Here is a 23,906-nt window from a genome sequence, read left to right on the forward strand (position 1 = left end):
AGTTAGCGGTCGGCGGTTCCGGCCGCGATCAGCTCGCCCTCTTGAGTCAGGATCGGCACGTTATAGTCCCGCAAGATCACGTTGATGTCGGCCTGGTTCTCGGCCAGCACCTTGTTGATCTCATGCTTGAACCTTGGCTCGTTCGGCCGCACGCCAAGCGTAATGCCGTAAATGATGCTCGGCCCCGCGGTTTCCTTGACCAAGGGAACGACCGAAAGCGGCACGTCGGCCTTCTGCGCAAAGTAGCCGCCGACCGGCCCCCACAGGATTGCGGCATCGAGCTTGCCTGACGCAATCTCGGCGATCATTTGCTCCGCAGTCTTCGCGGCGCTTTCGCCTGCATAGGTTTCAAACGGCTTGGCGTTGTCCTCCAGCCCAATCATGGCAAGCAGGCTCGCCGGCGGCGTGCGCGCGAACAGCCCGATCCGCTTGTTCTTGAGCCGCTTGTCCGACAGCCGATCGACGCCTTTGAGGTCCGGGTCGTCCGCGCGGTAGATCAGCACATACGACGTGTAATAGTAGGGATTGGTGTCGTCGATCAGCCCTGTCCCTTGCGCGTATCCCATGACGAGGTCGCAGGCGCCCTGGCCCATCGTGCTGGGCACATAGCCCGTCGACTCCTCGAACCAGGTGTATTCGAGCTCATCGCCCAACCGATCGGCGATAAACTCGGCGAGCTTGTTCTCGAAGCCCTCTTCCTTGCTGTTGGAGAACGGCATGTTGTCGGGATCGGCGCACACGCGAAGCAGCCGGTTCGCGCCGGCCTCCTCGAGCGCCGCCACGCACAGCACCGCAACGAGGCCGAGCGCGCCGGCGCCCACGCCAATGGCACGGGCGCCCGCCCGTACCCAACGCCCTATCGACGCTCTCCCGCTCAACACCGCCTCTTCGTCATCTCGGAACCGGCACAATAGCACGCAAGGCGCGGGGAGCAGCCCCGGCCGCGCGCGGCGTTAAGGATATGGAGATGCGCGAGCCGCCCCGCCAGCCCTATTCGGCTTGCGTCGCGCAGGCCGAGATGTTCGCGGCGCGCTCCTCGCCGGTCGGGTAGTAGGCCCCTGTCGGCTGCTTGCCGAACGTCACCATCGTGCTCCGCGCCGCTTCGATGCTGTCGGCCTCGTGGCGCTGCCGCAGCAACTTGACGGCGCAGCAATCGGCGTCGAGTTCCATCTGTTTCAACGCCGGCGCGATGTAGAAGAACGGCTGCGGTCCGATATGGCCGAGCCCCTCGCGATATTTGCCGACATGGCCGAGCGTGTGGTGGCAGCATTCATGCGCCATCAGGAACCGTCCGTAGGATGGGTCGTCGCGCAGCGTCGCGAGATTGACCACGATCACCGGCCGGCCGCTGGAGTCGCTCATCGACGACGCCTGTTCCGGTACATCGCGCAAGGTGTACGTGGTGACCTCGCAGTAGGGGTTTTCGACCGTCGGCAACCAGCGCCCGGCGTCGGCGCTGCCCCAAAACAGCCCGAGACTTGCGGTAGCAGCCATTGCCACGGCTGGAAGACGCAACCCAAGCCCTCCGCGAAAAGCTCCTTTTCGTGCAAAGCGTAACGCTAGGCCGAGGTAGCGCCAAAGCGATTTGTCGGTCTTGTCCATAGCCGCCATAGTATGCCACGGGCCAAGAGAGCCGGTTATAAACACTGCGTTATCAGGGATATGGGTTCTGTAACCGGAGTCACAAAGACGCCAGGGACGGCTCACCAATGGACGTCAACGCCACTCCCGACAAGGTCTGCATCATCGGCGCCGGCTCCTCGGGGCTCGCCGCCGCAAAGACCTTCAAGGAGCGCGGCATCCCGTTCGATTGTCTGGAGCGGGAGCCCGACATCGGCGGCTTGTGGAACCAAGCGACCGGGACTGGCGTGGTCTACGACACCACCTATCTCGTGTCGTCCCGCGACCATACCGGCTTCGAGGATTATCCTTTCCCCGAGGAATATCCGATCTACCCCTCGCACCGAGAGACGCTCGTCTATTTGCGCGCCTACGCGCTGAACTTCGGCATTCTCGACCACATCGAGTTCAATGCGGCCGTCGAGCGCGTCGACCGCGCCGACGGCGGCTGGAGCGTGAAGATCGCCGGCGAAGAACGGCCCCGCTTCTACCGCGCGCTCGTCATTGCCAACGGTCACCACTACGCGCCGCGCATGCCGGACATCCCCGGCGCGTTCTCGGGCGAGATCCTGCACTCCCGCGACTACCGCACCCTCAAGCAGCTCGCCGACAAACGCATCGTCGTCGTCGGCACCGGTAACTCTGGCTGCGACATCGCTGTCGACGGCGCGAGCGTGGCGCAGCGGGTCTGGCTCAGCATGCGTCGCGGCACGTACTTTGTGCCCAAGTTTCTGTTCGGCCGTCCCATGGACGGCATCATCAATGTCTTCGAGAAGGTGCCGATGCCGCGCGGCTTCCGCAACTGGCTCTACACGCGTTGGCTCAGGCGCATGGTCGGCAGGAACGAGCGCTACGGCTTGCCCGAGCCCGAGCATCGCATCTTGGACGCGCACCCGACCATGAACACGGTGTTGCCGCAGCTCGTCGCCCACGGCCGCATCGGCATCAAGCCCGAGATCGCCGCATTCGCCGGCAACAAGGTGCGCTTCAGCGACGGTACCGAGGTCGAGGCCGACCTCGTCGTCTTCGCCACCGGCTACGACATCGCCATGCCGTTCATCGACACCAGCCTCGTCTTCGGTCCCGACAAACGCCCCCTGCTCTACCTAAACGTGTTTCACCCCGAGTTCGACGATCTGTTCGCCGTCGGCCTGATCCAGGCCAATGGCAGCATCTGGCGCCTTGCCGACCTCCAGTCGCAACTCGTCGCCAGCTTTCTCGTGGCGCAAGCCGAGGGTCATGAGCGCGCCGCCTGGTTCCGCAAATCGAAAGCGCGCGGCCACGCGTCGATGTCGGAGGGAACCTTTGTGCCGAGCGAACGCCACAGGCTCGAGACCAATTATCATGCCTACCGGCGGACACTGAGACGGCACTTGCGGCGCTTTGGGGCGATGGCCACGGCCGGACTGAAGTTCGGGCGTCTCATGGGGCCGCCTCAGGGCTGGACCGCACCCGAATCCGCCAAATCCGGCTTCGAAACCCGCCGTTGACTGAGCCGGTCACGGGACTAGATTCAAACTGCGGCGCGGCGGTCAGCTACCGTTCATCGGTTTGCGGCTAGTCGTGTCGCGCGGCCTCTCTTTCAGGAGACCGGCCCGACCCGGCGGATGGAGACGTTCATGCTCCGGCCTCTCGCCGCTTGTATCTTCTGCCTAGGTCTCGCGATGGCGTTCGGCCCCGCCAGCGCCGAGCAGCGCGTCGCCTTGGTCATCGGCAACTCGGCGTATCAGCACACCGCGCCCCTGAAGAATCCCAGCAACGACGCCACCGACATGGCGGCGCTCTTGCGGCGGCTCGGCTTCGAGGTCATCGACGGCACGGATCTTTCCAAGCGCGACATGGTCGCGCGCATCAGAACGTTCGCCGACAAGGTTCGCGGCGCCGACGTGGGTCTCTTCTACTACGCGGGCCACGGCCTCCAGGTCGAGGGACGGAATTTCCTGGCGCCGGTCGATGCCAGACTCTCTTCCGACGTGGATCTCGACTTCGAGGCGGTCGAGCTCGACCTCGTGCTGAAGCAGCTCGAGCGCAGCAGCCGGCTGTCGCTGGTGTTCCTCGACGCCTGCCGCGACAACCCGCTGGCTTCGAATCTGGCGCTCGCCAGCCGCTCGCTCAGTGTCGGCCGCGGCCTCGCCCAGATCGAGAAGGCGGTCGGCATGATGATCGCCTTCGCCACCCAGCCCGGCAACGTCGCGCTCGACGGCGAGGGCCGCAACAGCCCCTATACCGCCGCGCTGCTGCGGCACATCTCGACCCAAGGCTCGAGCATCAACGACGTGATGATCGAGGTGCGCAAGGACGTGCTGGAGCAGACCGGCGGCAAACAGGTGCCGTGGGAGAACTCATCGCTCACGGGCCAGTTCTTCTTCAAGCCTGGCCCGGCGCAGGCCGTTGCCGGCGGCGACAAGACCGCGGCGGAGATCGCCGCGCTGCGCGAGGAGATCGAGCGCCTCAAGGCCGGTCAGGCGCTGGGCGAGACCAAGGACCGCCAGATCGCCGTCGAAGCCGCCGGCGCCGGCGCTGACACCAAGGTCGCCGCGATCGACGGCAACGCCGAGCCGCAGCCCGAGGCGCCATCGCAATCCACGCCCCCGCCTCTACCCCCGGAGCGGACCGAACAGGAGCTTGCCGCGGATATCTCGGCCGAGCTTAAGACGCTCGGCTGCTATGACGGCACGCCGAGCGCAGATTGGGACACGCTCTCCCAAGACGCGCTGCAGCGTTTCAACACTCTCTCCAAGTTGGACCTGCCGCTCGAAGCGCCGCAAGCCTCGACTCTCGATGCGCTGAAGGCGTGGAAGGGCGGTCCCTGCCCCGCCACGAAAGTCGTGGCACCCACCCCGAAGCCCGATGTCGCGCCAAAGGCCGCCCCTAAGAAACAGGCGGCGCCGACGCCCCAGCCCAAGACCAAGAAGACGGTGAAGCAGCCGGCCGCTACGCCGAAGGCCGCGCAGCGAAAGAAGCCCGCAGACGACGGCATCAGCGACGCGCAGCGCGAATTGCAGCGCGCCTTCCCCTCCACCAACTGGCCGGGCGGCAACTAGCCGCGACGTCACGAGCTAGCGCCCGATGCTCGCGTAGGTAAAGCCCGCCGCGCGCGCCTGCTCCGGCAAATAGACGTTGCGCAGGTCGACGAGCACGTCGCCGCGCATGCGCGCCTTGAGCCGCTTGAGATCGAGCGCGCGGAACTCGTTCCACTCCGTGACCACCACGGTCACGTCCGCGCCCTCTGCGGCCTCGAGCGCGCTGCCGCACCACACCGTGCCGGCGAGAATCGGCTCCGCGTTCTCGCGTGCGTGTGGGTCGTATGCTCTCACCACGGCGCCGCGCTCTTGCAGCATGGGAATGAGGATCAGGCTCGGCGCGTCGCGCACGTCGTCGGTATCGGGCTTGAAGGCGAGACCGAGCACGGCGACCGTCTTGCCGGCGAGCGACCCGCCGGCGGCGCGCTCGATGCGCCCCGCCATGGCGATCTTGCGCTCCGAGTTCACCGTCTGCACCTGCTCGATCAGCGACAGCGGCTGGCGCGCCTCGCGCGCCGTGCGGATCAGCGCCGCCACGTCCTTGGGGAAACATGAGCCGCCGTAGCCTGGCCCCGGATGCAGGAACTTGTTGCCGATGCGGCCGTCGGCGCCGATCGCCGTGGCCACTTCCTGCACGTCGGCGCCGACCGCCTCGCACAGATCGGCGATCTCGTTGATGAAGCTGATCTTCATGGCGAGGAAGGCGTTGGCGGAATACTTGGCGAGCTCGGCCGACTCCCGGCTCACGACGATGACCGGCGCGTTGCGCAAGGTGAGCGGCTTGTAAAGGCGCTCCATCAGCGCCCGCGCGCGCGGCTCGTCGCAGCCCACCAGCACCCGGTCCGGGTGGGTAAAGTCGTAGATGGCCGAACCTTCGCGCAGGAACTCCGGATTGGAGCAGACGGCGAAATCGGCATCGGGGCGGATCGCCTTGAGCCGCCGCTCGATCTCGCGGCTCGTGCCGACCGCCACCGTCGACTTGGTGGCGATCACCGTGAAGCCGTTGAGATGCGGCGCCAGCTCCTCGACCGCCTGGAACACGAAGGTCAGATCGGCGTGCCCGTCGCCGCGCCGCATCGGCGTGCCGACGGCAAGGAACACGAGGTCGGCCGCGCCCACCGCGGCTCCGAGCTCGGTTCTAAAATCGATGCGCCCGTTGCGCAGATTGCGCTCGAGCAGCTCCTCGAGGCGGGGCTCGTAGATCGGCACGCGCCCGCGGCGCAGTTGCTCGATCTTATCCGCATCCTTGTCGACGCAGGTGACCTTCCAGCCGAACTCCGAAAAGCAGGCGGCGGACACGAGGCCCACATAGCCTGCCCCGATCATGCAGATGTTCACGAAACGTCCCTTTGGATTCGAGAGGTCCCCCGCCGCCTGGTTCCTAGGCCATTCGGCCTTTCCGTTCAATGCCGGGCCGGCCCCAGGCTTAGGGCAAGTTGCCACTGGAGCAGGCCAGCGCCAGCGGTTAGGGTTTGCCGGCTAGCGCCCATCCGGCGCGATCGGGAAGGGTTAGGCTCAAGCAACGGGATGGGTAAGCGCCTCCTTTTTTATGTCCTCCTGATTGGGACGGTCATCGCCGCCTCGCTTGCGCTCAGGGTCTGGGACCCGAGCCCGGTGGCGCGGCTGCGGGCCCTCGTCTTCGACGCCTATCAGCAGGTCGACCCGCGCAGCTTCGACCCATCGCAGCCGGTGCGCATCGTCGATATCGACGAGGAATCGCTCAAGCGGCTCGGGCAATGGCCCTGGCCGCGCACCCTGCTCGCCGAGTTGGTCGACACCCTCGCCGCCAACGGGGCCGCGGCCATTGCCTTCGACATGGTGTTCCCCGAGCCCGACCGCATGTCGCCCGCCAACGCGGTCAAATTCTGGCCGCCGTCCCCCGCGCTCGACACCCTGAAGTCCGAAGTCGAGAAGCTCCCATCCAACGACGACGTCTTCGCCGAGGCCATCGCGCGAGCGCCCGTCGTGCTCGGCTTCATCGCTTCGCCGCACGCGAGTTCCTTGCCGGAAACCAAAGCCGGTTTCGCCCATGGCGGCGACGATCCGCGGCTGTTCGCGCCGTACTACCCGGGTGCCGCGGAGAGCCTCGAGGTGCTGCAAGACCCGGCGCAAGGCACCGGTGCCCTCAACTGGATCCCGGACCTCGATCAGATCATCCGCCGCATGCCTATGGTGGTGCGCATCGGCGACACGCTCTTTCCCTCGCTCGCCGCCGACGTGCTGCGGCTCGCCCAAGGCGCCACCACCTACATGGTCAAGTCCTCGGGCGCGAGCGGCGAGAAAGCGTTCGGCGAGAAGACCGGCATCGTCAAGGTCCGCATCGGCGACTACGAAGTGCCGACCGAGGCCAACGGCCAGATGTGGCTCCGCTTCACCCCACAGTCGCAAGGCCGCTATCTGCCCGCCTGGAAAGTGCTGAACGGCGACATCGGCGAGGAGGACATCGCCGGCCGCATCCTCCTCATCGGCACGAGCGCGGCCGGGCTGCTCGATCTTCGCGCCACGCCGCTCGAAGCCTCGGTGCCCGGCGTCGAGCTTCATGCCCAGGCCGTCGAGCAGATCCTCAAAGGCGATTTCCTGCTCAGGCCAGACTTCGCCACCCCCGCCGAGCTGCTCTACATTCTCGTGCTCGGCATCCTCATCGCCGTTCTCGTCTATCGTTCCGGCGCGCTCGGCAGCGCCGTGATCGGCGCCCTTGCCGTCGCCGCCGTCATCGGCATCTCGTGGTACGCCTTCACCGCGCTTGGCTGGCTCGTCGATCCCATCTATCCCGCGATCGCGCTCACCGCCATCTACCTCGCCGGCTCGCTGTTCATGTTCTTGCGCACCGAGCGGGAGCGTAACCGCGTGCGCAACGCCTTTTCACACTACATGGCGCCGGAGCTGGTCAAGCGCCTCGCCGACGATCCCTCGCGGCTCAAGCTCGGCGGCGAGACGCGCGACATGACCTTGCTGTTCAGCGACGTGCGCGGCTTCACCACCATCTCCGAGGGACTTGACGCGGAGGAGCTCACGCGCTTCCTCAACGGCCTATTCACGCCCTTGAGCAACATCATCCTCGAAGAGCAGGGCACCATCGACAAATTCATGGGCGACGCGCTGATGGCGTTCTGGAACGCGCCGCTCGAGGACGCCAAGCACCCGAGCCATGCCTGCAACGCGGCGCTCCGCATGATGCGCGAGATGGAGGTCCTGAATGCGCGCTGGCGGCAGGAGGCCGAGGCCAAGGAGCGGCCGTTCAAGGAGGTCAAGCTCGGCATCGGCCTCAACACCGGCGTGTGTTGCGTCGGTAATCTCGGCTCAGAGACCCGCTTCGACTATTCGGTCATCGGCGACAACGTGAACGTCGCCTCGCGCCTCGAAGGCCAGTCCAAGACCTACGATCTCGTCACCATCGTCGGCCAGGAGACCAGCGCGCGCGCCCCCGGCTTCGCCTTCCTCGAGCTCGATCTCCTCAAAGTGAAGGGCAAGACCGCGGCGACGCGCATCTTTGCGCTGCTCGGCGACAATGCGCTGAAGCAGAGCCAGCCGTTCATCGACTTGACCGCCAGGCACAGCGAGTTCCTCGCCCGCTACCGGGCCAAGGACTGGGATGCGGCGGAAGCGCTGAGCCGCGAATGCGAGAAGCTGAACTCCGCCCATCTCGACCGGCTCTACGCGCTCTACCGCGAGCGCATCGCGGCATTTCGCGTGTCCCCTCCCCCGCCCGATTGGGACGGCACGGCAGAGGCTTTATCGAAGTAGCGCCGATGCCCGAGACCGCGACCCTCGTCCTCGCCGCCGTGGCCGTGCTCATGATGAAGCACACGGCCGCCGATTTCTTTCTTCAGACACCGTACCAGTATTGCAACAAGGGAACTTACGGCCATCCCGGCGGCCTGCTGCACGCCGCCATACACATCGCACTGACGCCGCTCGTCTATCTCATCATCGCCCCGGCCTCGTTGCTGCTTGCGGTTTGGATCGCGCTCGGCGAATTCGCCGTGCACTACCACGTCGACTGGGTCAAAGAGCAGCTCACCCGCGCCAACAATTGGACGCCGCAACGGCCTGGCTTCTGGCATGCGCTGGGCCTCGACCAGCTCCTGCACGGCCTGACCTACCTCGCCATAGTCGCCGCGCTGGTTTGGGCCGCGACTTAACCCAATCTCGTCATGCCCGGCCTTGTGCCGGGCATCCAATAGGGCGGCACAAGAGCCTCAGAGCAGAGCGCGTCGAGCGTCATCATTGGATGGCCGGGACAAGCCCGGCCATGACGAGGAAGAGTGTGGGGTGACGCTACAGCAGCGCCGAGATCTCGCGATTGGCGAAATCGAGGCGGTCCGACAAGAGCCGAATGATCAGCTTGTGCAGGGCCGCCGCGGCGGCGGGGTCCTCCTCCTGCATCTTGTCGAACGCCTCGCGCGTCAGCCGGTAGACCACCGTCGGCTCCTCGGCCACCACGTTTGCCGTGCGCGGCATGTGTCGGTAGAAGCCCATCTCGCCCACCACCGTATGGCCGACCATGCGCCGGAGCCTGATCGGCCGGCCGTGCTCGTCGATGATGGTGATGGCGACGCAGCCCGACGCCTGGAACACCACCGAATCCGACGGCTCGCCCTGCCTGAACAGCAGCGCGCCATTGTCGAGTTCTTGGTGCTGCATATAGGGCGCAATGTGCGCGAAATCGATCTGGCCGCCGAACTCCTTCTGCAGCCAGCTCTCGAAACTGTGGGTCGACGCGTCGCCCACCTCGTGGTGCATCAAGAGCATGTCCTCGCACCACTCGACCGCTTCGTTGCGGCTGCCGAACACTTGGTGCGCCTTAGCGCTGCCGAAGAACCCTGCCCGCTCGAAGCTCGCCCGCATGCCCTCGTTCAAGCCCGAGAAGGCGAGCGTCACGTCATGCTCCTCGCAATAGTTGCGCAGCTTGACGAGGCTCAGCACCGCCGAAGAGTCGAACCCCGGCACGCCGCCGAAATCGAGCACCACATAGCCGACCGGCTTCTCGGCCTGCACCTCGATCACCCCCTTGATACGCTCGAACAAACCGTTCGACGAGCCGAAGAAGATGAAGCCCGACAGCCAGAATACGTGGACGCGCCGGCCCTCCTCGTGCAAGAGCCGCGACTGCTCCGGCGAGCGCTCGACATTGCTCGAAAACTCGTAGCGTGTGAGATGGCGCCTGACCACGCCGATGCGGCTGTAGTTCATCGCAAACATGAGACAGGCGCCGATGACGCCGACCACGACGCCCATGAAATACCCGAAATTGATGATCACCAAGGTCATCACCCCGGTCAGCGCCCACTCGGTCCACGAGCTTTCGGCCGGCGTATCGAGTAGCTCGATGATGATGACGGCGCCGAGATAAGCCAGCATGCCGCCGAGGATGGCCTTCGGCACCACGCTGCCGATATCGGCGCCGGAGAACAGGACGATGGCGCACACGATGCCGACAATGGCCCCGGCCCACCGCGTCGTCGCGCCCGACTCGTCGAGGAGCACGGACGCGTTCATCGACAGCGACCCGCCGAACCCGCCGAGAACCGACGCGAGCAGGTTGGCGAGGCCGTTCGAGCGGAATTCCTGATCGAGATCGCCGCCCTTCTGCCGCGCTACCTCCAGGCTCGACACGTCGAGCAGAAGGGCAATCGCCATCACGCCGCAGAACGAACCGATCTCGGCCGAGCTTGTGGCGATCACGCCCCAGTCGACCTGCGTACCCATGATGGCCGTCACCGGCCACCACAGGGTGAGCTCGCCGAGGCTCGGCAGGAACCACGCGTCGCGCACGGCTTCATCGCTGACGACGAACAACAGCGCGACATCCATAGCCACGACGAAGCCGAAGAAGGCGACCGGCAAGGCCAGATAGACGGGAATCACGCGCGCAAGAAGCGGTATTGCGACGGCGAACAACGCGCCGATTGCGATCTGCGGCCCGTAGCGCATGGAATAGAGCGGCTCCCAGCTTTCCGGAGCAAGCGAGAGATCGGTCTGGGTGACCACCTCCATGCCGCCGAGGATGAGCAGAATGCCCGAGGCGACGAGGAACCCGCCGATGACGGGATACGGAATGAAGCGTAGCCATTGTCCGAGCTTCAGCGCACCAACGCCGTAAAGCAGGACACCTGTGAGTAGCGTGCTGACCGAAAGCGCCACGAGAATATTGATGACAATTTGCTCGGTTGGAGCGCCCTTGGAGGCAAGGGCCGTGGCGATCGACGCCGCGAGCACGCTCATCACCGCCACCGCGGGAGAGTCGGGCCCGCCGATGGTTGGCGAGAAGGTCGACGTCAGCGCGATGACAATGCAGGTCACCACCGTGCCCATGATGAGTCCGGCGAGACCGAGCGAGAAGCCGCTGGCGAGGTCGCCCGTAAAGATGAGTGCGGCGAAGGAGATGCAATAGGCGATCTGCACGACCGCCGAGATGACGCCGGCGACGGCATCGCGCCCGAGCTTCGGCACATCGACGTTGCGCGGGCGCCGGAGCGCCAAATTTTCAAGCGACAGCAAGGCGGTTACGCCGGCGGGCTAGGGGATGGGCCGTGGCCAATCATGGCCGGGGGCCGGGACAATGCAAGGCAAAAATGGCGGATTGCGGGTGCTTAGGCCCGCGACACGTCAGCCGCGCGGCACCGAACGCCTCAGCCGTTCGGCCAGGGTGCGCATGACGGCGATGGCGAAATACGGGGTTTCGTGCACGAAGAACAAAAAGCTCTTTTCGTTGATGGGCGCGAGCTCGCAAGGAGTCTTGGCCCGCGCCGTGGCGCTACGGGGCGACCCGTCGATCAGCGCCATCTCCCCGAAGATTCCACCAGGCGACAGGGTTTCGACCACCTTCCCGTCCCGCGTGATTTCGACCTCGCCCGAGCGGACCACGTACATGTGGTCGCCTTTGTCCCCTTCGGCGAAGATCCGGGCGCCAGGCTCGAAGCTGACAGCGGGAAACCCGGCATTAGCCAGCATGTTCAGATCGATTCCGGGAATCGCCACGGATTTCAGGCCCTTCTGCCAGCTTTCACGGCTTATGCGGCAACATAGCGTATGACGGTATCACGACGGTAGCGTGAAGGGCAGGATCGACGCCCGCGTGCCGCTCCGCGCCCTGGCGGACCCGGGCATTTTCGGGTTCCACCGCGACACGTCCAGCGTCTCGTCGATTGCCCATTTGCCGCTGCGGCTGGGGTCTCGACAGGCTTTCGCCAACAGGCGATTGAACGCAGGCCTCGGGATCGGCATGAAACCGAGCTGGCTCAAAGCGCCGCTCATGCGCTTGCCGTCGTTCACCACGAACCCCCAATGCTGCAAATGGCAGCTTAAGGTGATGAGCCCGACTTTCGCGGCTGTTCGTGCGCGGGAAACCATCCTCTCGGTGAAGAAGGCACGGCCGACCGCGACACCGTACAGTCCGCCGTCGAGCCGTCCCGCACGGTCCCAAACTTCGACCGAGTGGGCGTGTCCCGCCTCGTGCAGTGCCAAAAAGCTTCGCTCTATCTCGGTCCCCGGCGCGCACGCACGAACGACTCGGGCAAAGTCTTGATCGAACGTCACGTCGTAGGCGCGCGTCTGCAGCAGTCGCCGCACGGTCTTTGCGACGTAGACATTGTCGGGAAACGACACCATGCGCTCCGCCGGCGCCCACCATTTCCCTTGGTCCGCATAGAGGCCGCGCGCGTACGCTTCGAGCAAGGCCGGCACGTTCAATGCGCCGCAGACGCCGGCAAGTCCGTCAGGACGGCGCAACGCCCGTTCGGGATCCGGCAAATCCTCTCCGCCGAACCGGGCATAGCGCTTGGCCATCATCGCCAGCGTCGCGGGCGCATGCAGCAGCTCCGCGGTCATGCGGTGCAACAACACTTCACGCAACGAGCCACCCCCCCTCATGCGCTTGGGCTCACGCCGCCTTGTCGGTACCCGGGCTTCCCGGGTGCCAGTCCGCGATCGCCTCAGACCCAGCCTCGACCGTCCAGCGCCCCGGCCGTCCTCCCTCGCCCACATTCTCGGCGAGCAGACGTAGGAACCTCTCGCGCGGGACCATGCGGAACCCCATGTCGAGAATGGTCGGCGTCGCCCACTTGCCATCGTTCAGCGCGTAACCCCATCTGGCGAGATGCCAATTGAGCACCGAGAAGCCGAGCTTCGAGGTGTTGTCCGTGCGCGAGAACTGCGACTCGGTGAAGAACACGCGGCCGATGGCGACCCCATAGCCGCCGCCGGCGAGCGCGCCGTCCGCGTTCCACACTTCGAACGAATGCACGAGGCCCGCGTCGTAAAGCGCCGCATAAGCGCGCATGATGCGCGGCGTGATCCAGGTGAGATGCCAATGGCCTTCGCGTTTTCCCGCGCAGGCCTTGATCACGCCCTCGAAGTCGCGGTCGAAGGTGACGGTGTAGGCGCCTTGGCGCATGAGCCGTCTGACCCGCTTCGATATGTGATAATCGTCGAAGAACAGGACGCAGCGCTCCGGCGGCGACAGCCATTTGGTCGGTCCGAAATGGGCGTGAGGAAAGAGGCCCTTGGCATAGGCCTCGGCCAAGGTGGCCACCGAGAGATCGTCGGCGATGCCAACAAGCTCGCCCGCGCCCGGCATCTTGATGAGATCGGGCAGCGCGTCGTCCGGATCGAGAAGGTGGGCGATCGACAGCCGGGCGAGCGCCGGGAGTCTGTCGAGGCGTTTCGGCTGTAGCGACCAGACCGCCCCGAGGGCGATGCGTTGCAGTGTCTCGGCTACAGTCTCGCGGAATAGAGCGTCGCGTCGCGCCTGCAAATCCTGCGGCGCGAGCTCCGGCCCAATGAGCGCGTCATCCGGGAAAGGACTGAGCAACGGCACCTTCTACTCCAACGCGGAACTGACGCGTGCAGGGTGCCTGGAAAAGAATTCGCAACGGGTTAACGAAGCCCTATGGCGCGGCCTCGGACCGCACGCGGCTGACCGCTTCGAGCCAGCCGTCATAGCGTGCCTCGCGCTCGGCCTCGGTCATTTTCGGCGCGTACACGCGGGACGGCGCCCACGCTCTGGCCAAGGCCGCATCGTGGCCATAGAAGCCCACGGCCTGGCCGGCATGGTAGGCGGCGCCGAGCGCCGTGGTTTCGGGGGTCGCCGCCACCTCGACCGTCTCGCCGAGAATATCGGCGAGCCGCTGCATCGCCCAGGCGTTGGCCGTCATGCCGCCGTCGACCCGCAAAGCATGCGCCGCGGCGATGCCGCTCACCGCCATGTCCTGGCGCATGGCGGTCAGGAGATCGCGGGTTTGGAAGGCGACCGCCTCGAGCCCTGCCGCCACGATGTCGGCTTTGGACGCGGCGCGGCTCAAGCCGACGATGGCGGCCTTGGCGCCCGCATCCCAGAACGGCGCGCCGAGCCCCTGGAACGCCGGCACCAGATACACCCCCGACTTGGGGTCGGCGCGCTCCGCCAGCGCCTCGCTCTCGGCCGCGGTGGCGATGACGCCGAGACTGTCGCGAAGCCATTGGATCGTCGCGCCGGCCATGAAGATCGCCCCTTCGAGCGCATAGGTCCGCCTGCCTTCGCGCTGATGCAGGATGGTCGACAGCATGCGCGTGGCCGAGGCGACCTTCTCCGCGCCGGTATTGGCCACCACGAAGCAGCCGGTGCCATAGGTCGCCTTGAGCATGCCTGGCGCGAAGCACGCCTGCCCATAGGCCGCCGCCTGCTGATCGCCGGCCACGCCTCTGATCGGCAGGGCCGCGCCGAAATGCTCCTCCGCCACGAGCCCGAAATCGCCCTGGCTGTCGCGCACCTCCGGCAGCATTACGAGCGGCACGCCGAGCCGGTCCATGAGCCGCGCGTCCCATGTGCCCGACCTGATGTCGAACAGCTTGGTGCGGGCGGCGTTGGTGGCGTCGGTGGCGTGCAGCCTGCCGGCGGTGAGCTTGAACAACAGGAACGAGTCGATGGTGCCGAAGCACACCTCGCCGCTTGCGGCGCGCTCGGCCAAGCTCGGTACGTTGGCGAGCAGCCAGGCGAGCTTGGTCGCCGAGAAATAAGGATCGATGACGAGACCCGTGGTCTCGGCCACGTGCGCCCCCCAGCCCTCGCGCTCGAGCGCGGCGCAGAGCGGCGCGGTGCGCCTGTCCTGCCACACGATGGCGTTGGCGAGCGGCTTGCCTGTCGCCCGCTCCCACACAACCGTCGTCTCGCGCTGATTGGTGATGCCGACCGCGGCGATGTTCCCCGCGCCGGCCTCAGCCAAGACTTCACGGCAGACCTGGAGCACCGCGCGCCAGATCTCGTCCGCATCATGCTCCACCTGCCCCGGCGCCGGGTAGATCTGCGTCAGCGGCACCTGCGCCGTGGCTGTCGCTTTGCCGCCCTCGTCAAACAAAATGGCGCGCGTGCTCGTAGTGCCCTGGTCGATGGCAAGGACGTAAGACCCCTTGCTCATGGCGCGGCCGCGCCGCCCGTCTCGCGAACGATCCAGTCGCAATACTCGGCGCTGCCGCCTTCGGTGGGGAGCACGAGCAGAGCCGGGACCTCGTAAGGGTGCAGCCGCTTCGTCTCGGCGAGCACCTCCTCGGTGAGACCCTCCCGCGTCTTGATGATCATGGCGACCTCGCTCGCCTCCTCCCGCGCGCCTTTCCACTCATAGATCGAGATCATGCCCGGGAACATGTTGACGCACGCCGCAAGGCGCCCCGCGACCAGCGCCTCGCCCACCCGCTTGGCGTCGTCGAGCGTGGGAAAGGTCGTGTAGATCAGGACCGGGCGCTCCTCACTCCCCATGACACTCCCTTTTCACCGTTAGTTGAGAGACTTGCATTACTCGGTCGCCACGGCCTTATAGTGCCCCGATCTTAAGCCCGGTGAAAGCGCATCGACTTGACCATGGGTAGTTTCGACAAGATCGCCTTCGTCGCCAGCGACACCAAGGAGGCGGAGGACGCGCTCAAGACGCTCGCCAGGCGCTACGGCAACGTGGCGCCCGAGGACGCCGACGCCATCGTCGCGCTCGGTGGCGATGGCCTGATGCTGCAAACCATGCACCGCCACCTGAACAGCCGCATCCCCATTTACGGCATGAACCGCGGCTCGGTCGGCTTTCTCCTCAACGACTATGAGGAGAACGGCCTGAAAGAGCGCCTGGCGCGCGCCGAGGTCACCGTCATCCACCCGCTGCGCATGACCGCCCATGACAAGGCGGGCGCCAAGCACGAAGCCCTCGCCATCAACGAGGTGTCGCTGTTCCGGCAGATCTATCAGGCCGCCAAGCTCAAGATCTCGGTCGACGGCACCACCCGCATGGCCGAGCTGATCTGCGACGGCGTGCTCGTATCGACGCCCGCCGGCAGCACCGCTTACAACCTTTCGGCCCATGGGCCGATCCTGCCGATCACCGCGCCCCTGCTCACGCTCACCCCCATCAGTCCGTTCCGGCCGCGGCGCTGGCGCGGCGCGCTGCTGCCCAACGAGGCCAAGGTGACCATCGAGGTGCTTGAGCCCGCCAAGCGGCCGGTGAGCGCGGTTGCCGACCACACCGAGTTTCGCGACGTCGTCACCGTCGAAGTCAAGGAAGAGAGCAAGGTCGACATCTTTATGATGTTCGATCCTGGCCATACCCTCGCCGAGCGCATCCTCGCCGAGCAATTCGGGTATTGAGCCGCGCCCCGGGTTTCGTTCATCCCATAATGAGAATGGCGACCCGGTCCTCAATAAAATTGCGCTCAGGCCAATTTGGCCAAGCTAGGGTGCTTTTGCGCTAAGAGAAGTTGCAATGTCTCGTGGTCTACCGGCTTTTGCAAAACGGGGGCATTCGCGTATTTGCGCGGCAAGGCTTCCGTGCCGTATCCCGTGATGAACGCGAAGGGAACGTTCTTGGAAGCAAGAATATCCGCGATAGGATAGACGGCTTTGCCGCTGAGATTCACGTCGAGCAAGGCAGCATCGACTTCCATTTCAACCGCTGCTGCGGCCGCCTTGGCTAACGTCGAATATGGACCGACGACATTAAACCCTAACTCCGCGAGACTCGTGGTCAAGTTCATGGCGACGAGAGGCTCGTCCTCCACGACCAGGATCCTATTCCCGACCATCGCCAGCGAAGTCGACCTCGTAGCCTCGCCAGTTCGTTCCGCGTGGAAGCCCTTGTGCATGGACTTGGTATTAGCCCCAAGCGGTATAACGACACAGCATCGCAGTCCTGAGGGCTGCCATTCGAACGATGCTGCTCCGCCGAGCTGCTCTGCACTCCCTCCAATGACTCGCATGCCATAACCACTTGCGATTGGACCTCGTACGCTCGGGCCTCCAGCCTCTTCCCAGGTCATGTTGAGAGCACCATTTCCAATATCCCATTGGAGCGTCACCGTTCCCGACGGCGCGGTCAGGGCGCCATACTTGGCCGCGTTGGTGGCAAGCTCATGCAGCGTTAGACCAATCGTCTGCGCCGTTCGGGGCTCGAGGAGAATGTCAGGCCCTTGCGTGCTGGTTGCGCCGGGTCGATATGGCGCAAGGACTTGGCCGACAAGTTTGCGCAAATCGGCTCCCTCCCACCTGGACTCGGAAAGCAGTGTATGCGCGATTGAAAGCGACCTGATTCGACCTTCGACAGCCACCATGTAGGCTTCAGGATTTTCGGCTTTACTCAAGCGACAGATTGATTGCACCACGGAAAGGATGTTTTTGGCGCGGTGGTCGACCTCGCGAGCCAGGAACTCCAACTCCGCCGTCCTCTCGGCGACACGATTTTCGAGTTCGCGGTTGAGTTCCTCGGTTTGCATTGTGGCCGCGATACTATTGAGCACAATGCCGATGCTGTTGGTGAGCTGCTCCAAAAACATGATCTGCAGGTTAGTGAATGATTCGACCGACCCAAGTTCGATGACCGCCTTTGTCTGGCTCTCGAACAACACAGGCAGCACAATGATGTTTCGTGGAGCCATCTTCACAAGCGCCGATCCGATCAAGGTCGTATCGCGAGGCAAATCTTTGACCAGGATTGTTCGCCCGTCGGCGGCACACTGACCGGCGAGACCTTCCCCAATTCGTAAGCGCTGGAGATGGCCGTTTGCGCCATCAGTCGCGTAGGAGGCCAAGAGGCGAAGTTCTGCTTCACTCTCACCCTGATCGACCTGATAAATTACACCGACCTGTGCGCTAACAAGAGGCGTAAGCTCGCTGAGCAGCGTCCGCCCAACCGTGGCAAGGTCCCGCTGTCCCTGCAGCATATTGGTTAAGTTGGCGAGATTGGTCTTCAGCCAGTCCTGTTCCGTGTTCTGGTCAGTGGTGAGCCGAAGGTTGTCGATCATCGTGTTGATGTTGTCCTTGAGCTCGGCGACCTCGCCCTTGGCTTCCACTTGAATTGATCGCGTGAGATCCCCTTTTGTGACGGCTGTCGCGACCTCGGCAATCGCCCGGACCTGATTGGTTAGGTTGGCCGCAAGTAGGTTCACGTTGCCGGTCAAGTCTTTCCAGGTGCCGGCAGCGCCAGGCACGTTCGCCTGGCCGCCAAGGCGGCCTTCCACGCCAACCTCGCGCGCGACCGACGTCACCTGGTCGGCGAAGATGGCGAGGGTGGCAATCATGTTGTTGATGGTATCTGCGAGAGCCGCCACTTCGCCCTTGGACTTCACGGTGAGATTCTGTTTGAGATCGCCGTCGGCGACTGCAGTCACGACTTTGACGATGCCACGCACCTGCTCGGTGAGGTTGGCGCCCATGACGTTCACCGTGTCGGTCAAATCCTTCCACGTGCCGGCGACGCCCGGCACCTGGGCCTGACCGCCGAGCTTGCCTTCGGTGCCCACCTCGCGCGCCACGCGCGTCACCTCGGAAGCAAAGGCGTTGAGCTGATCCACCATGGTGTTGATGGTATCTTTCAGCTCGCGGATCTCGCCTTCCACGTCGACGGTGATCTTGCGCGAAAGATCGCCGCGCGCCACCGCCGTGGTCACTTCGGCGATATTGCGCACCTGCGTCGTCAGGTTGGCCGCCAGCAGATTCACGTTTTCGGTCAGGTCCTTCCAGGTGCCTCCCACGCCCGGCACCACGGCTTGGCCGCCGAGTTTGCCTTCGGTGCCCACCTCGCGCGCCACGCGCGTCACCTCGCCGGCGAACGCGTTCAGCTGGTCGACCATGGTGTTGATGGTCTCCTTCAGCTGAAGGATTTCGCCGCTCACATTCACAGTAATCTTCTTCGACAGGTCGCCGCCGGCGATGGCCGTCGCCACTTCGGCGATGTTGCGCACCTGCGCCGTCAAGTTCGACGCCATGGAATTCACGTTGTCGGTCAGGTCCTTCCAAGTGCCAGCGACGCCTGGAACCTCGGCCTGACCACCGAGCTTGCCTTCGGTGCCCACCTCGCGCGCAACGCGCGTCACTTCGGAAGCGAAGGCATTCAGCTGATCCACCATGGTATTGATCGTATTCTTCAGCTCGAGCATTTCTCCCTTCACGTCCACGGTGATTTTGGTCGACAGATCGCCGCGCGCCACGGCGGTCGTCACCTGGGCGATGTTGCGGACCTGCGCCGTAAGATCACCCGCCATCGAGTTCACGTTGTCGGTGAGATCCTTCCAGGTTCCGGCTACGCCAGGCACATGGGCTTGGCCGCCGAGCTTGCCTTCGGTGCCCACCTCGCGCGCCACGCGCGTCACCTCGGCGGCGAAAGAGCGCAACTGCTCGACCATCGTATTCAAGGTCTCCTTGAGCAGGAGGAGCTCACCGCGCACGTCCACGGTAATCTTCTTGGACAAGTCGCCGCCGGCGATGGCAGTCGCCACCTCGGCGATGTTGCGCACCTGCGCCGTCAAGTTCGACGCCATGGAATTCACGTTGTCGGTCAGATCCTTCCAGGTGCCCGCGACGCCCGGCACCTCGGCCTGGCCACCGAGCTTGCCTTCGGTGCCCACCTCACGCGCGACGCGCGTGACCTCGAAGGCAAAGGAATTGAGCTGGTCGACCATCGTATTAATGGTGTCCTTCAGCTCGAGAATCTCGCCGCGCACGTCCACCGTGATCTTGTGTGAGAGATCGCCGCGCGCGACGGCGGTTGTCACCTGGGCGATGTTGCGCACTTGCGCTGTCAAATTGCCGCACATGGCGTTGACCGAGTCGGTCAAGTCCTTCCATGTGCCGGCGACACCGGGAACGATAGCCTGTCCGCCGAGCTTGCCGTCGGTGCCCACCTCGCGCGCCACGCGCGTCACCTCCGAGGCAAACGATCGCAGCTGATCCACCATGGTGTTGATGGCTTCTTTGAGCTGGAGGATTTCGCCGCGCACGTCCACCGTGATCTTCTTCGACAGGTCGCCGCTTGCCACGGCGATCGTCACATCGGCGAGATTGCGCACCTGGTCGGTAAGATTGTTGGCCATGGAGTTGACGCTTTCAGTCAAATCCTTCCACACGCCGGTGACGCCTGGAACCGCGGCTTGGCCGCCAAGCATGCCTTCAGTGCCTACTTCGCGGGCAACGCGTGTCACCTCCGAAGTAAAAATTTCGAGCTGCCTGATCATGGTGTTCACAAGCGTAGCCGAGCTGAGAAACTCTCCCTTAAGGGGGCGCCCATCGACTTCCAGGGGAACTCTATTCAAGAGGTCACCCTTCGCGACGGCGGCAATCGCGCCTGTTACCTGGGCGGTGGGCCAAAGTAAGTCATCGATCAGCGCATTGATCGATTCTTCCATTTCTCGCCATGCACCTTGGCGAAGCGCCATAGCGACTCGTTTTCTTGTTTTTCCCTCGCGTCCAACAACCTGACCGACGAGCTCTAGCTGCTGGGCCATTTGCTGATTGGCGGCGACGATCTCATTAAGCGTATCCGCAATCTTGCCCTCAATGCCGACGCTGTCTCCAGGCATCCGGACGGAAAAATCGCCACCCCGGATCAACTGCAGCGACCCAAGGAGGCTTTGCAGATAGCTTCCTTCACCTTGCTGTTCAGGCGTTGATAGATCGAGAGGTGTTTCCATCGATCGGTTCCCTTACAAATCGGTATTCCCGTACGAGGGGCCCGCTACGCTCCAGTTTGAGGCTAATTCAGAGGTCCCTCCTTAGATGGCAAACGAAAAAAGCGGCAGCCAATTCAAAGGATCGAAAGCATACAGGAAGACCTTGGCCATGCCACTACCTGCCATAGGTCATTCGCCTTTATCGTCTCCCGAGACAGGACAAGGCTGATATCTGGTTTGGCACTTCCCGGAAGTGCGCTCTGACCCATTTGAAGGCCGCTTACCGTTCCATACTGGCGGACCATTCTAGCTTGTTTATGAGTTCACGCCCTGGGCAGAGTGAACACCTCGTCGATCACCGCATAGTCGCCATAGCCGAGCCGCGCGATCGGCTTGAGCCGCGTCACGTCCACTTTGCCCCCGACGATCACCTCGTCGGCGATATGTACGCCGACCACCTGGCCGAGCACGATGGCGTGCGTGCCCGGTCCTCCATCGGGTCCGGGCAATTCGATGGTGCGCCAATAGCGGCACTCGAAGGCGACCGGCGATTCCTTCACGCGCGGCGGCGCCACGAGCTGCGACGGCGCCGGCGTGACGAGCGCCATGAACGGATCGAGGCGAAGCCCGTGCGTATTGGCAACCGCATCGTAGAACATGTGATCCCCGGGGCTTAAGGACGCCATGACGTGACGATGTCGGCCAGCGCCGGCCGCTCGCGTTCGTCGGGCTTCTCCTTGGGCGTGCCAATATAGACGAAACCGGCGACCCGCTCGTTGTCGGCGAGCTTGAGCGCCTGGCGCACCCCGTCGCTATAGGCGCACCACTCGGTGATCCACTGCGCCCCGAACCCAAGCGCCGACGCGGCGACGATAAGGTTCTGGCACGCGGCGCCGGCCGACAGGATCTGCTCCCATTCCGGCGCCCCCGCGGTCTTGGTGATCCGCGAGACGACGGCGACGACGAGCGGCGCCCGCAAGAAGCGCTTCGCCTCGTTCTCGAGCCGAAAGGCGCCAGGATCGGTTTCCTCCGCCCGGCACACCTCCGCCAGCACCTTGCCGAACGCCTCCCGCGCTTTGCCCTGAAACAGCATGAAGCGCCACGGCACGAGCTTCTTGTGATCCGGCACGCGCGCGGCGGCGGTGAGAATTTGCGTGAGCTCCGCCTCGCTCGGCCCGGGCTCCGAGAGCGCGTTGGCCGAGACCGAGCGGCGGGAGAGGAGGTGGTCCAGAGTTGGGTTGGACATTGGCTTATGCTATTTGGCGAGAGCCATGCTCCCTATCGCGAATAAGGCCCTCGAACAATGGCGGAATCCTGCGGCCCCAGAGCCGCTTTGGGTCCAAAAATCGGCCTCATTCACAGCCGAATTTCGAGCCGTTATGCCCGCCGGAAACGGGTATAAGGGTTCGGCGGCCGACTGACCGGAAGAGAAAGCTATGCGGGGGAAACACTTCGCGGCGCTCAAGCTTTTGCTTTTGCCCGCAAGCGTCCTTGGCGTTGGCCTGGCCATCGCCGAGGATACGCCTCCCCTGCCCGCCTCAGGCGCCAACCTCCCTCCCGCAATGCTCGTGCTCGATGCCTCCACCAGCATGGGTGAGAAGATCGGCAGCACCGTCAAGCTGGACGCCGCCCGCGCCGGGCTTGGCCAGGCCGTCACCCAGTATGCGGACCGGCTCTCGTTCGGCGCCGTCGCCTTCGGCCACCGCAAGGCGTCGAACTGCGCCGACAGCGAGATCCTGGCGAAGCCGGGCGAGCTGACCGCGGCAACCCAGGACAAGGTGCTCGGCGCGATTAAGCCCACGGGTCAGGCCCCCATCGCCGCCGCCATCAGCGATGCCGCGAGCATCGCCGGCGAGACCGATACGCTCCTCGATGTTGTCCTCGTCGCCGACGGTGGCGACACCTGCGACGCCGATCTCTGCGTCACCGCCGACGCTCTCAAGCAAGAGTCGAAGGGTCTGCGCATTCATGTCGTCGGTCTCGGCGCCAAGCCTGAAGAGCTTCAGCCGCTGAGTTGCATCGCCGCGGCGACCGGCGGCAAATTTGTCGCCGCCGCCAGCGAGAGCGAACTCGGCGAAGGCTTGGGCGCGATCTTCGCGGACATCGCCAATCCTGCCGCGGCAAGCGCGCCCGTGGCCGCGCTGAACGGTGCATCCCCTGAGGCGCCTGCGCCCCAAGCCGCAGCGCCACCGGCAGCGCCGGTCGCAAGCGAGCCGCCGCCTGCCGGCGAAGGCGAACCGGGCCAGACCGCGATCCAGAAATCCCCGGGCGAGACCGCGGTATTCAAGTCGGGACCAGCCGCGCAGAACCCGCCCCCGGCATCGCCCCAAGAGGATGCTGCCGCGCCGGCGCCGCAAGCCGCCCCGCAGACCCTTGTGCAGCGTATCCTGCCGCCCGCGCCGCCCCAGCCGCTTCGTCCCGTGCCGGTCAGCTTCAAGGCCCTCATCACCGAGGTCGGCCCCAGTTTGCAATCCGGACTCACCTGGCGTGTCTACAACGCCAAGGCGTCGGCCAACGGAACTTATGAGCTGGTCAGCACCCACCGCGATGCGACGCCGACGGCCGCGCTGCTGCCTGGCGAATATCTCGTCAACGCCGCCTACGGCCTTTCCAATCTCACCAAGAAGATCAAGGTCGAGAGCGGCAAGTCCGTGGAGGAGACGTTCGTCCTCAACACCGGCGGGCTCGCGCTCCGGGGCGTTCTTGCCGACGGCTCACCCTGCCCCGAAGACAGCGTCCGCTTTGATATTCTCACCGACGAGGAAGATCAGTTCGGCAAGCGGCGCACCATCCTTGCCGACGCCGCGCAGAAGACCGTGATCAGGCTCAACGCCGGCGCCTATCACGTCGTCAGCCTTTATGGTGACGCCAACGCCAATGTCGGGGTGGACGTCACCGTCGAGCCGGGCCGGATCACCGAGGCCACCATCAAGCACACCGGCGCCAAGATCACGTTCCGCCTGGTCCAGATCCTGGGCGGCGAGGCCCTGGCCGACACCAAGTGGACCATCCTTACCTCCGCCGGCGACCCGGTAAAAACCGCCGCGGGCGCACTGCCGACCCACATCCTCGCCGCCGGCAGCTACGCCGTGGTCGCCGACCATGGCGGCCAAAGCTATACGCGCAAGTTCTCCATCGAGCCGGGTGCCGCCAAGCAGATTGAGGTCGCCATCGAGGACGGTCCCACTTCGCCCGAGGCGCTGAAGGCGTTGCTCGATCCGCCCGAGCCGCCGCCGCCCGGCGCGGGGACCTTGGCCGGCGACGGTCCTGGCGGCGCGGTCGGCTTCGACGGATTCTCGGCGCCCGCCGACCCCAACGCGCCGCTGCTCAACCCCGGCGCACTGTTCCGCCCGTCATCGCCTTGAT

General features: G+C 64.8%; 18 protein-coding genes. 6 read left to right on the top strand and 12 right to left on the bottom strand.

Going from position 1 to position 23,906, the window contains the following annotated elements:
* Nucleotides 1-2: 2 nt before the first annotated feature.
* Together ACRECX_RS02075 and ACRECX_RS02080 are read right to left on the bottom strand one after the other, a co-directional pair.
* The gene (locus ACRECX_RS02075) at nt 3-878 is read right to left on the bottom strand and encodes a quinoprotein dehydrogenase-associated putative ABC transporter substrate-binding protein (RefSeq protein ID WP_431557151.1); all 876 of its coding nucleotides are present in this window, start codon (nt 876-878) and stop codon (nt 3-5) included.
* A gap of 112 nt (nt 879-990) precedes the next feature.
* Nucleotides 991-1,494 (bottom strand): hypothetical protein, encoded by a 504-nt coding sequence (locus ACRECX_RS02080; protein WP_431557152.1) that lies wholly within the window; start codon nt 1,492-1,494, stop codon nt 991-993.
* Between the two features lie 215 nt (nt 1,495-1,709).
* On the opposite strand from ACRECX_RS02080, the gene ACRECX_RS02085 reads away from it, so the two are divergent.
* Both ACRECX_RS02085 and ACRECX_RS02090 read left to right on the top strand, forming a co-directional pair.
* Entirely contained in the window at nt 1,710-3,110 is a 1,401-nt protein-coding gene (locus ACRECX_RS02085) for a flavin-containing monooxygenase (RefSeq protein WP_431557153.1), read from the top strand.
* 129 nt (nt 3,111-3,239) lie between these two features.
* Nucleotides 3,240-4,664, top strand: a complete 1,425-nt coding sequence (locus ACRECX_RS02090) for a caspase family protein (protein ID WP_431557154.1) — start codon at nt 3,240-3,242, stop codon at nt 4,662-4,664.
* Nucleotides 4,665-4,679: 15 nt separating this feature from the next.
* On the opposite strand, the gene ACRECX_RS02095 is transcribed toward ACRECX_RS02090, so the two are convergent.
* The gene (locus tag ACRECX_RS02095) at nt 4,680-5,981 is read right to left on the bottom strand and encodes a UDP-glucose dehydrogenase family protein (RefSeq protein ID WP_431557155.1); all 1,302 of its coding nucleotides are present in this window, start codon (nt 5,979-5,981) and stop codon (nt 4,680-4,682) included.
* A 189-nt stretch (nt 5,982-6,170) separates the two neighbouring features.
* On the opposite strand from ACRECX_RS02095, the gene ACRECX_RS02100 reads away from it, so the two are divergent.
* Together ACRECX_RS02100 and ACRECX_RS02105 are read left to right on the top strand one after the other, a co-directional pair.
* Complete coding sequence (locus ACRECX_RS02100) at nt 6,171-8,387, top strand: CHASE2 domain-containing protein (RefSeq protein WP_431557156.1); 2,217 nt, start codon at nt 6,171-6,173, stop codon at nt 8,385-8,387.
* Nucleotides 8,388-8,392: 5 nt separating this feature from the next.
* Nucleotides 8,393-8,785, top strand: coding sequence for a DUF3307 domain-containing protein (locus ACRECX_RS02105; RefSeq protein ID WP_431557157.1), 393 nt, complete (start codon nt 8,393-8,395; stop codon nt 8,783-8,785).
* 136 nt (nt 8,786-8,921) lie between these two features.
* Here the strand turns inward: ACRECX_RS02105 and ACRECX_RS02110 are convergent, their stop codons facing one another.
* The 6 genes from ACRECX_RS02110 to cutA form a co-directional block, all read right to left on the bottom strand.
* Complete coding sequence (locus ACRECX_RS02110; protein ID WP_431557158.1) at nt 8,922-11,144, bottom strand: SulP family inorganic anion transporter; 2,223 nt, start codon at nt 11,142-11,144, stop codon at nt 8,922-8,924.
* Between the two features lie 108 nt (nt 11,145-11,252).
* Entirely contained in the window at nt 11,253-11,624 is a 372-nt protein-coding gene (locus ACRECX_RS02115) for a cyclic nucleotide-binding domain-containing protein (RefSeq protein ID WP_431557159.1), read from the bottom strand.
* A gap of 60 nt (nt 11,625-11,684) precedes the next feature.
* A complete protein-coding gene (locus ACRECX_RS02120; protein WP_431557247.1) occupies nt 11,685-12,488 on the bottom strand; it encodes a leucyl/phenylalanyl-tRNA--protein transferase in 804 nt (267 codons plus the stop codon).
* Nucleotides 12,489-12,525: 37 nt separating this feature from the next.
* Nucleotides 12,526-13,455, bottom strand: coding sequence for a leucyl/phenylalanyl-tRNA--protein transferase (locus tag ACRECX_RS02125; protein ID WP_431557160.1), 930 nt, complete (start codon nt 13,453-13,455; stop codon nt 12,526-12,528).
* A gap of 76 nt (nt 13,456-13,531) precedes the next feature.
* On the bottom strand, nt 13,532-15,037 hold the full coding sequence (glpK, locus tag ACRECX_RS02130; RefSeq protein WP_431557161.1) for a glycerol kinase GlpK: 1,506 nt from the start codon (nt 15,035-15,037) through the stop codon (nt 13,532-13,534).
* Complete coding sequence (gene cutA / locus ACRECX_RS02135; protein ID WP_431557162.1) at nt 15,034-15,375, bottom strand: divalent-cation tolerance protein CutA; 342 nt, start codon at nt 15,373-15,375, stop codon at nt 15,034-15,036. The genes glpK and cutA overlap by 4 nt, the downstream gene beginning before the upstream one ends.
* Before the next feature lie 102 nt (nt 15,376-15,477).
* Here cutA and ACRECX_RS02140 point away from each other — a divergent pair, with 102 nt between their 5' ends.
* On the top strand, nt 15,478-16,248 hold the full coding sequence (locus ACRECX_RS02140; RefSeq protein WP_431557248.1) for an NAD kinase: 771 nt from the start codon (nt 15,478-15,480) through the stop codon (nt 16,246-16,248).
* Between the two features lie 65 nt (nt 16,249-16,313).
* On the opposite strand, the gene ACRECX_RS02145 is transcribed toward ACRECX_RS02140, so the two are convergent.
* From ACRECX_RS02145 to ACRECX_RS02155, 3 genes are all read right to left on the bottom strand, one after another.
* Nucleotides 16,314-20,450, bottom strand: coding sequence for a HAMP domain-containing protein (locus ACRECX_RS02145; protein WP_431557249.1), 4,137 nt, complete (start codon nt 20,448-20,450; stop codon nt 16,314-16,316).
* Nucleotides 20,451-20,863: 413 nt separating this feature from the next.
* Complete coding sequence (locus ACRECX_RS02150) at nt 20,864-21,199, bottom strand: hypothetical protein (protein WP_431557163.1); 336 nt, start codon at nt 21,197-21,199, stop codon at nt 20,864-20,866.
* 14 nt (nt 21,200-21,213) lie between these two features.
* Nucleotides 21,214-21,786 carry a nitroreductase family protein gene (locus tag ACRECX_RS02155; RefSeq protein WP_431557164.1) on the bottom strand — a complete coding sequence of 191 codons (573 nt, stop codon included), beginning with the start codon at nt 21,784-21,786 and terminating at the stop codon, nt 21,214-21,216.
* 190 nt (nt 21,787-21,976) lie between these two features.
* On the opposite strand from ACRECX_RS02155, the gene ACRECX_RS02160 reads away from it, so the two are divergent.
* Nucleotides 21,977-23,905: a vWA domain-containing protein gene (locus ACRECX_RS02160; protein ID WP_431557165.1), complete on the top strand. Its 1,929-nt coding sequence runs from the start codon at nt 21,977-21,979 to the stop codon at nt 23,903-23,905.
* The last annotated feature ends 1 nt before the right edge of the window (nt 23,906 follow it).

This window comes from Methyloceanibacter sp., assembly GCF_050726195.1.
Taxonomy (GTDB): domain Bacteria; phylum Pseudomonadota; class Alphaproteobacteria; order Rhizobiales; family Methyloligellaceae; genus Methyloceanibacter.

What these genes read in the sequence shown, in the direction of transcription:
- ACRECX_RS02080 (WP_431557152.1), bottom strand. Translation starts at nt 1,494, where the DNA reads ATGGCTGCTACCGCAAGTCTCGGGCTGTTTTGGGGCAGCGCCGACGCC.
- ACRECX_RS02085 (WP_431557153.1), top strand. Translation starts at nt 1,710, where the DNA reads ATGGACGTCAACGCCACTCCCGACAAGGTCTGCATCATCGGCGCCGGC.
- ACRECX_RS02090 (WP_431557154.1), top strand. Translation starts at nt 3,240, where the DNA reads ATGCTCCGGCCTCTCGCCGCTTGTATCTTCTGCCTAGGTCTCGCGATG.
- ACRECX_RS02100 (WP_431557156.1), top strand. Translation starts at nt 6,171, where the DNA reads ATGGGTAAGCGCCTCCTTTTTTATGTCCTCCTGATTGGGACGGTCATC.
- ACRECX_RS02105 (WP_431557157.1), top strand. Translation starts at nt 8,393, where the DNA reads ATGCCCGAGACCGCGACCCTCGTCCTCGCCGCCGTGGCCGTGCTCATG.
- glpK (WP_431557161.1), bottom strand. Translation starts at nt 15,037, where the DNA reads ATGAGCAAGGGGTCTTACGTCCTTGCCATCGACCAGGGCACTACGAGC.
- cutA (WP_431557162.1), bottom strand. Translation starts at nt 15,375, where the DNA reads ATGGGGAGTGAGGAGCGCCCGGTCCTGATCTACACGACCTTTCCCACG.
- ACRECX_RS02140 (WP_431557248.1), top strand. Translation starts at nt 15,478, where the DNA reads ATGGGTAGTTTCGACAAGATCGCCTTCGTCGCCAGCGACACCAAGGAG.
- ACRECX_RS02145 (WP_431557249.1), bottom strand. Translation starts at nt 20,450, where the DNA reads ATGCCTGGAGACAGCGTCGGCATTGAGGGCAAGATTGCGGATACGCTT.
- ACRECX_RS02150 (WP_431557163.1), bottom strand. Translation starts at nt 21,199, where the DNA reads ATGTTCTACGATGCGGTTGCCAATACGCACGGGCTTCGCCTCGATCCG.
- ACRECX_RS02155 (WP_431557164.1), bottom strand. Translation starts at nt 21,786, where the DNA reads ATGTCCAACCCAACTCTGGACCACCTCCTCTCCCGCCGCTCGGTCTCG.
- ACRECX_RS02160 (WP_431557165.1), top strand. Translation starts at nt 21,977, where the DNA reads ATGCGGGGGAAACACTTCGCGGCGCTCAAGCTTTTGCTTTTGCCCGCA.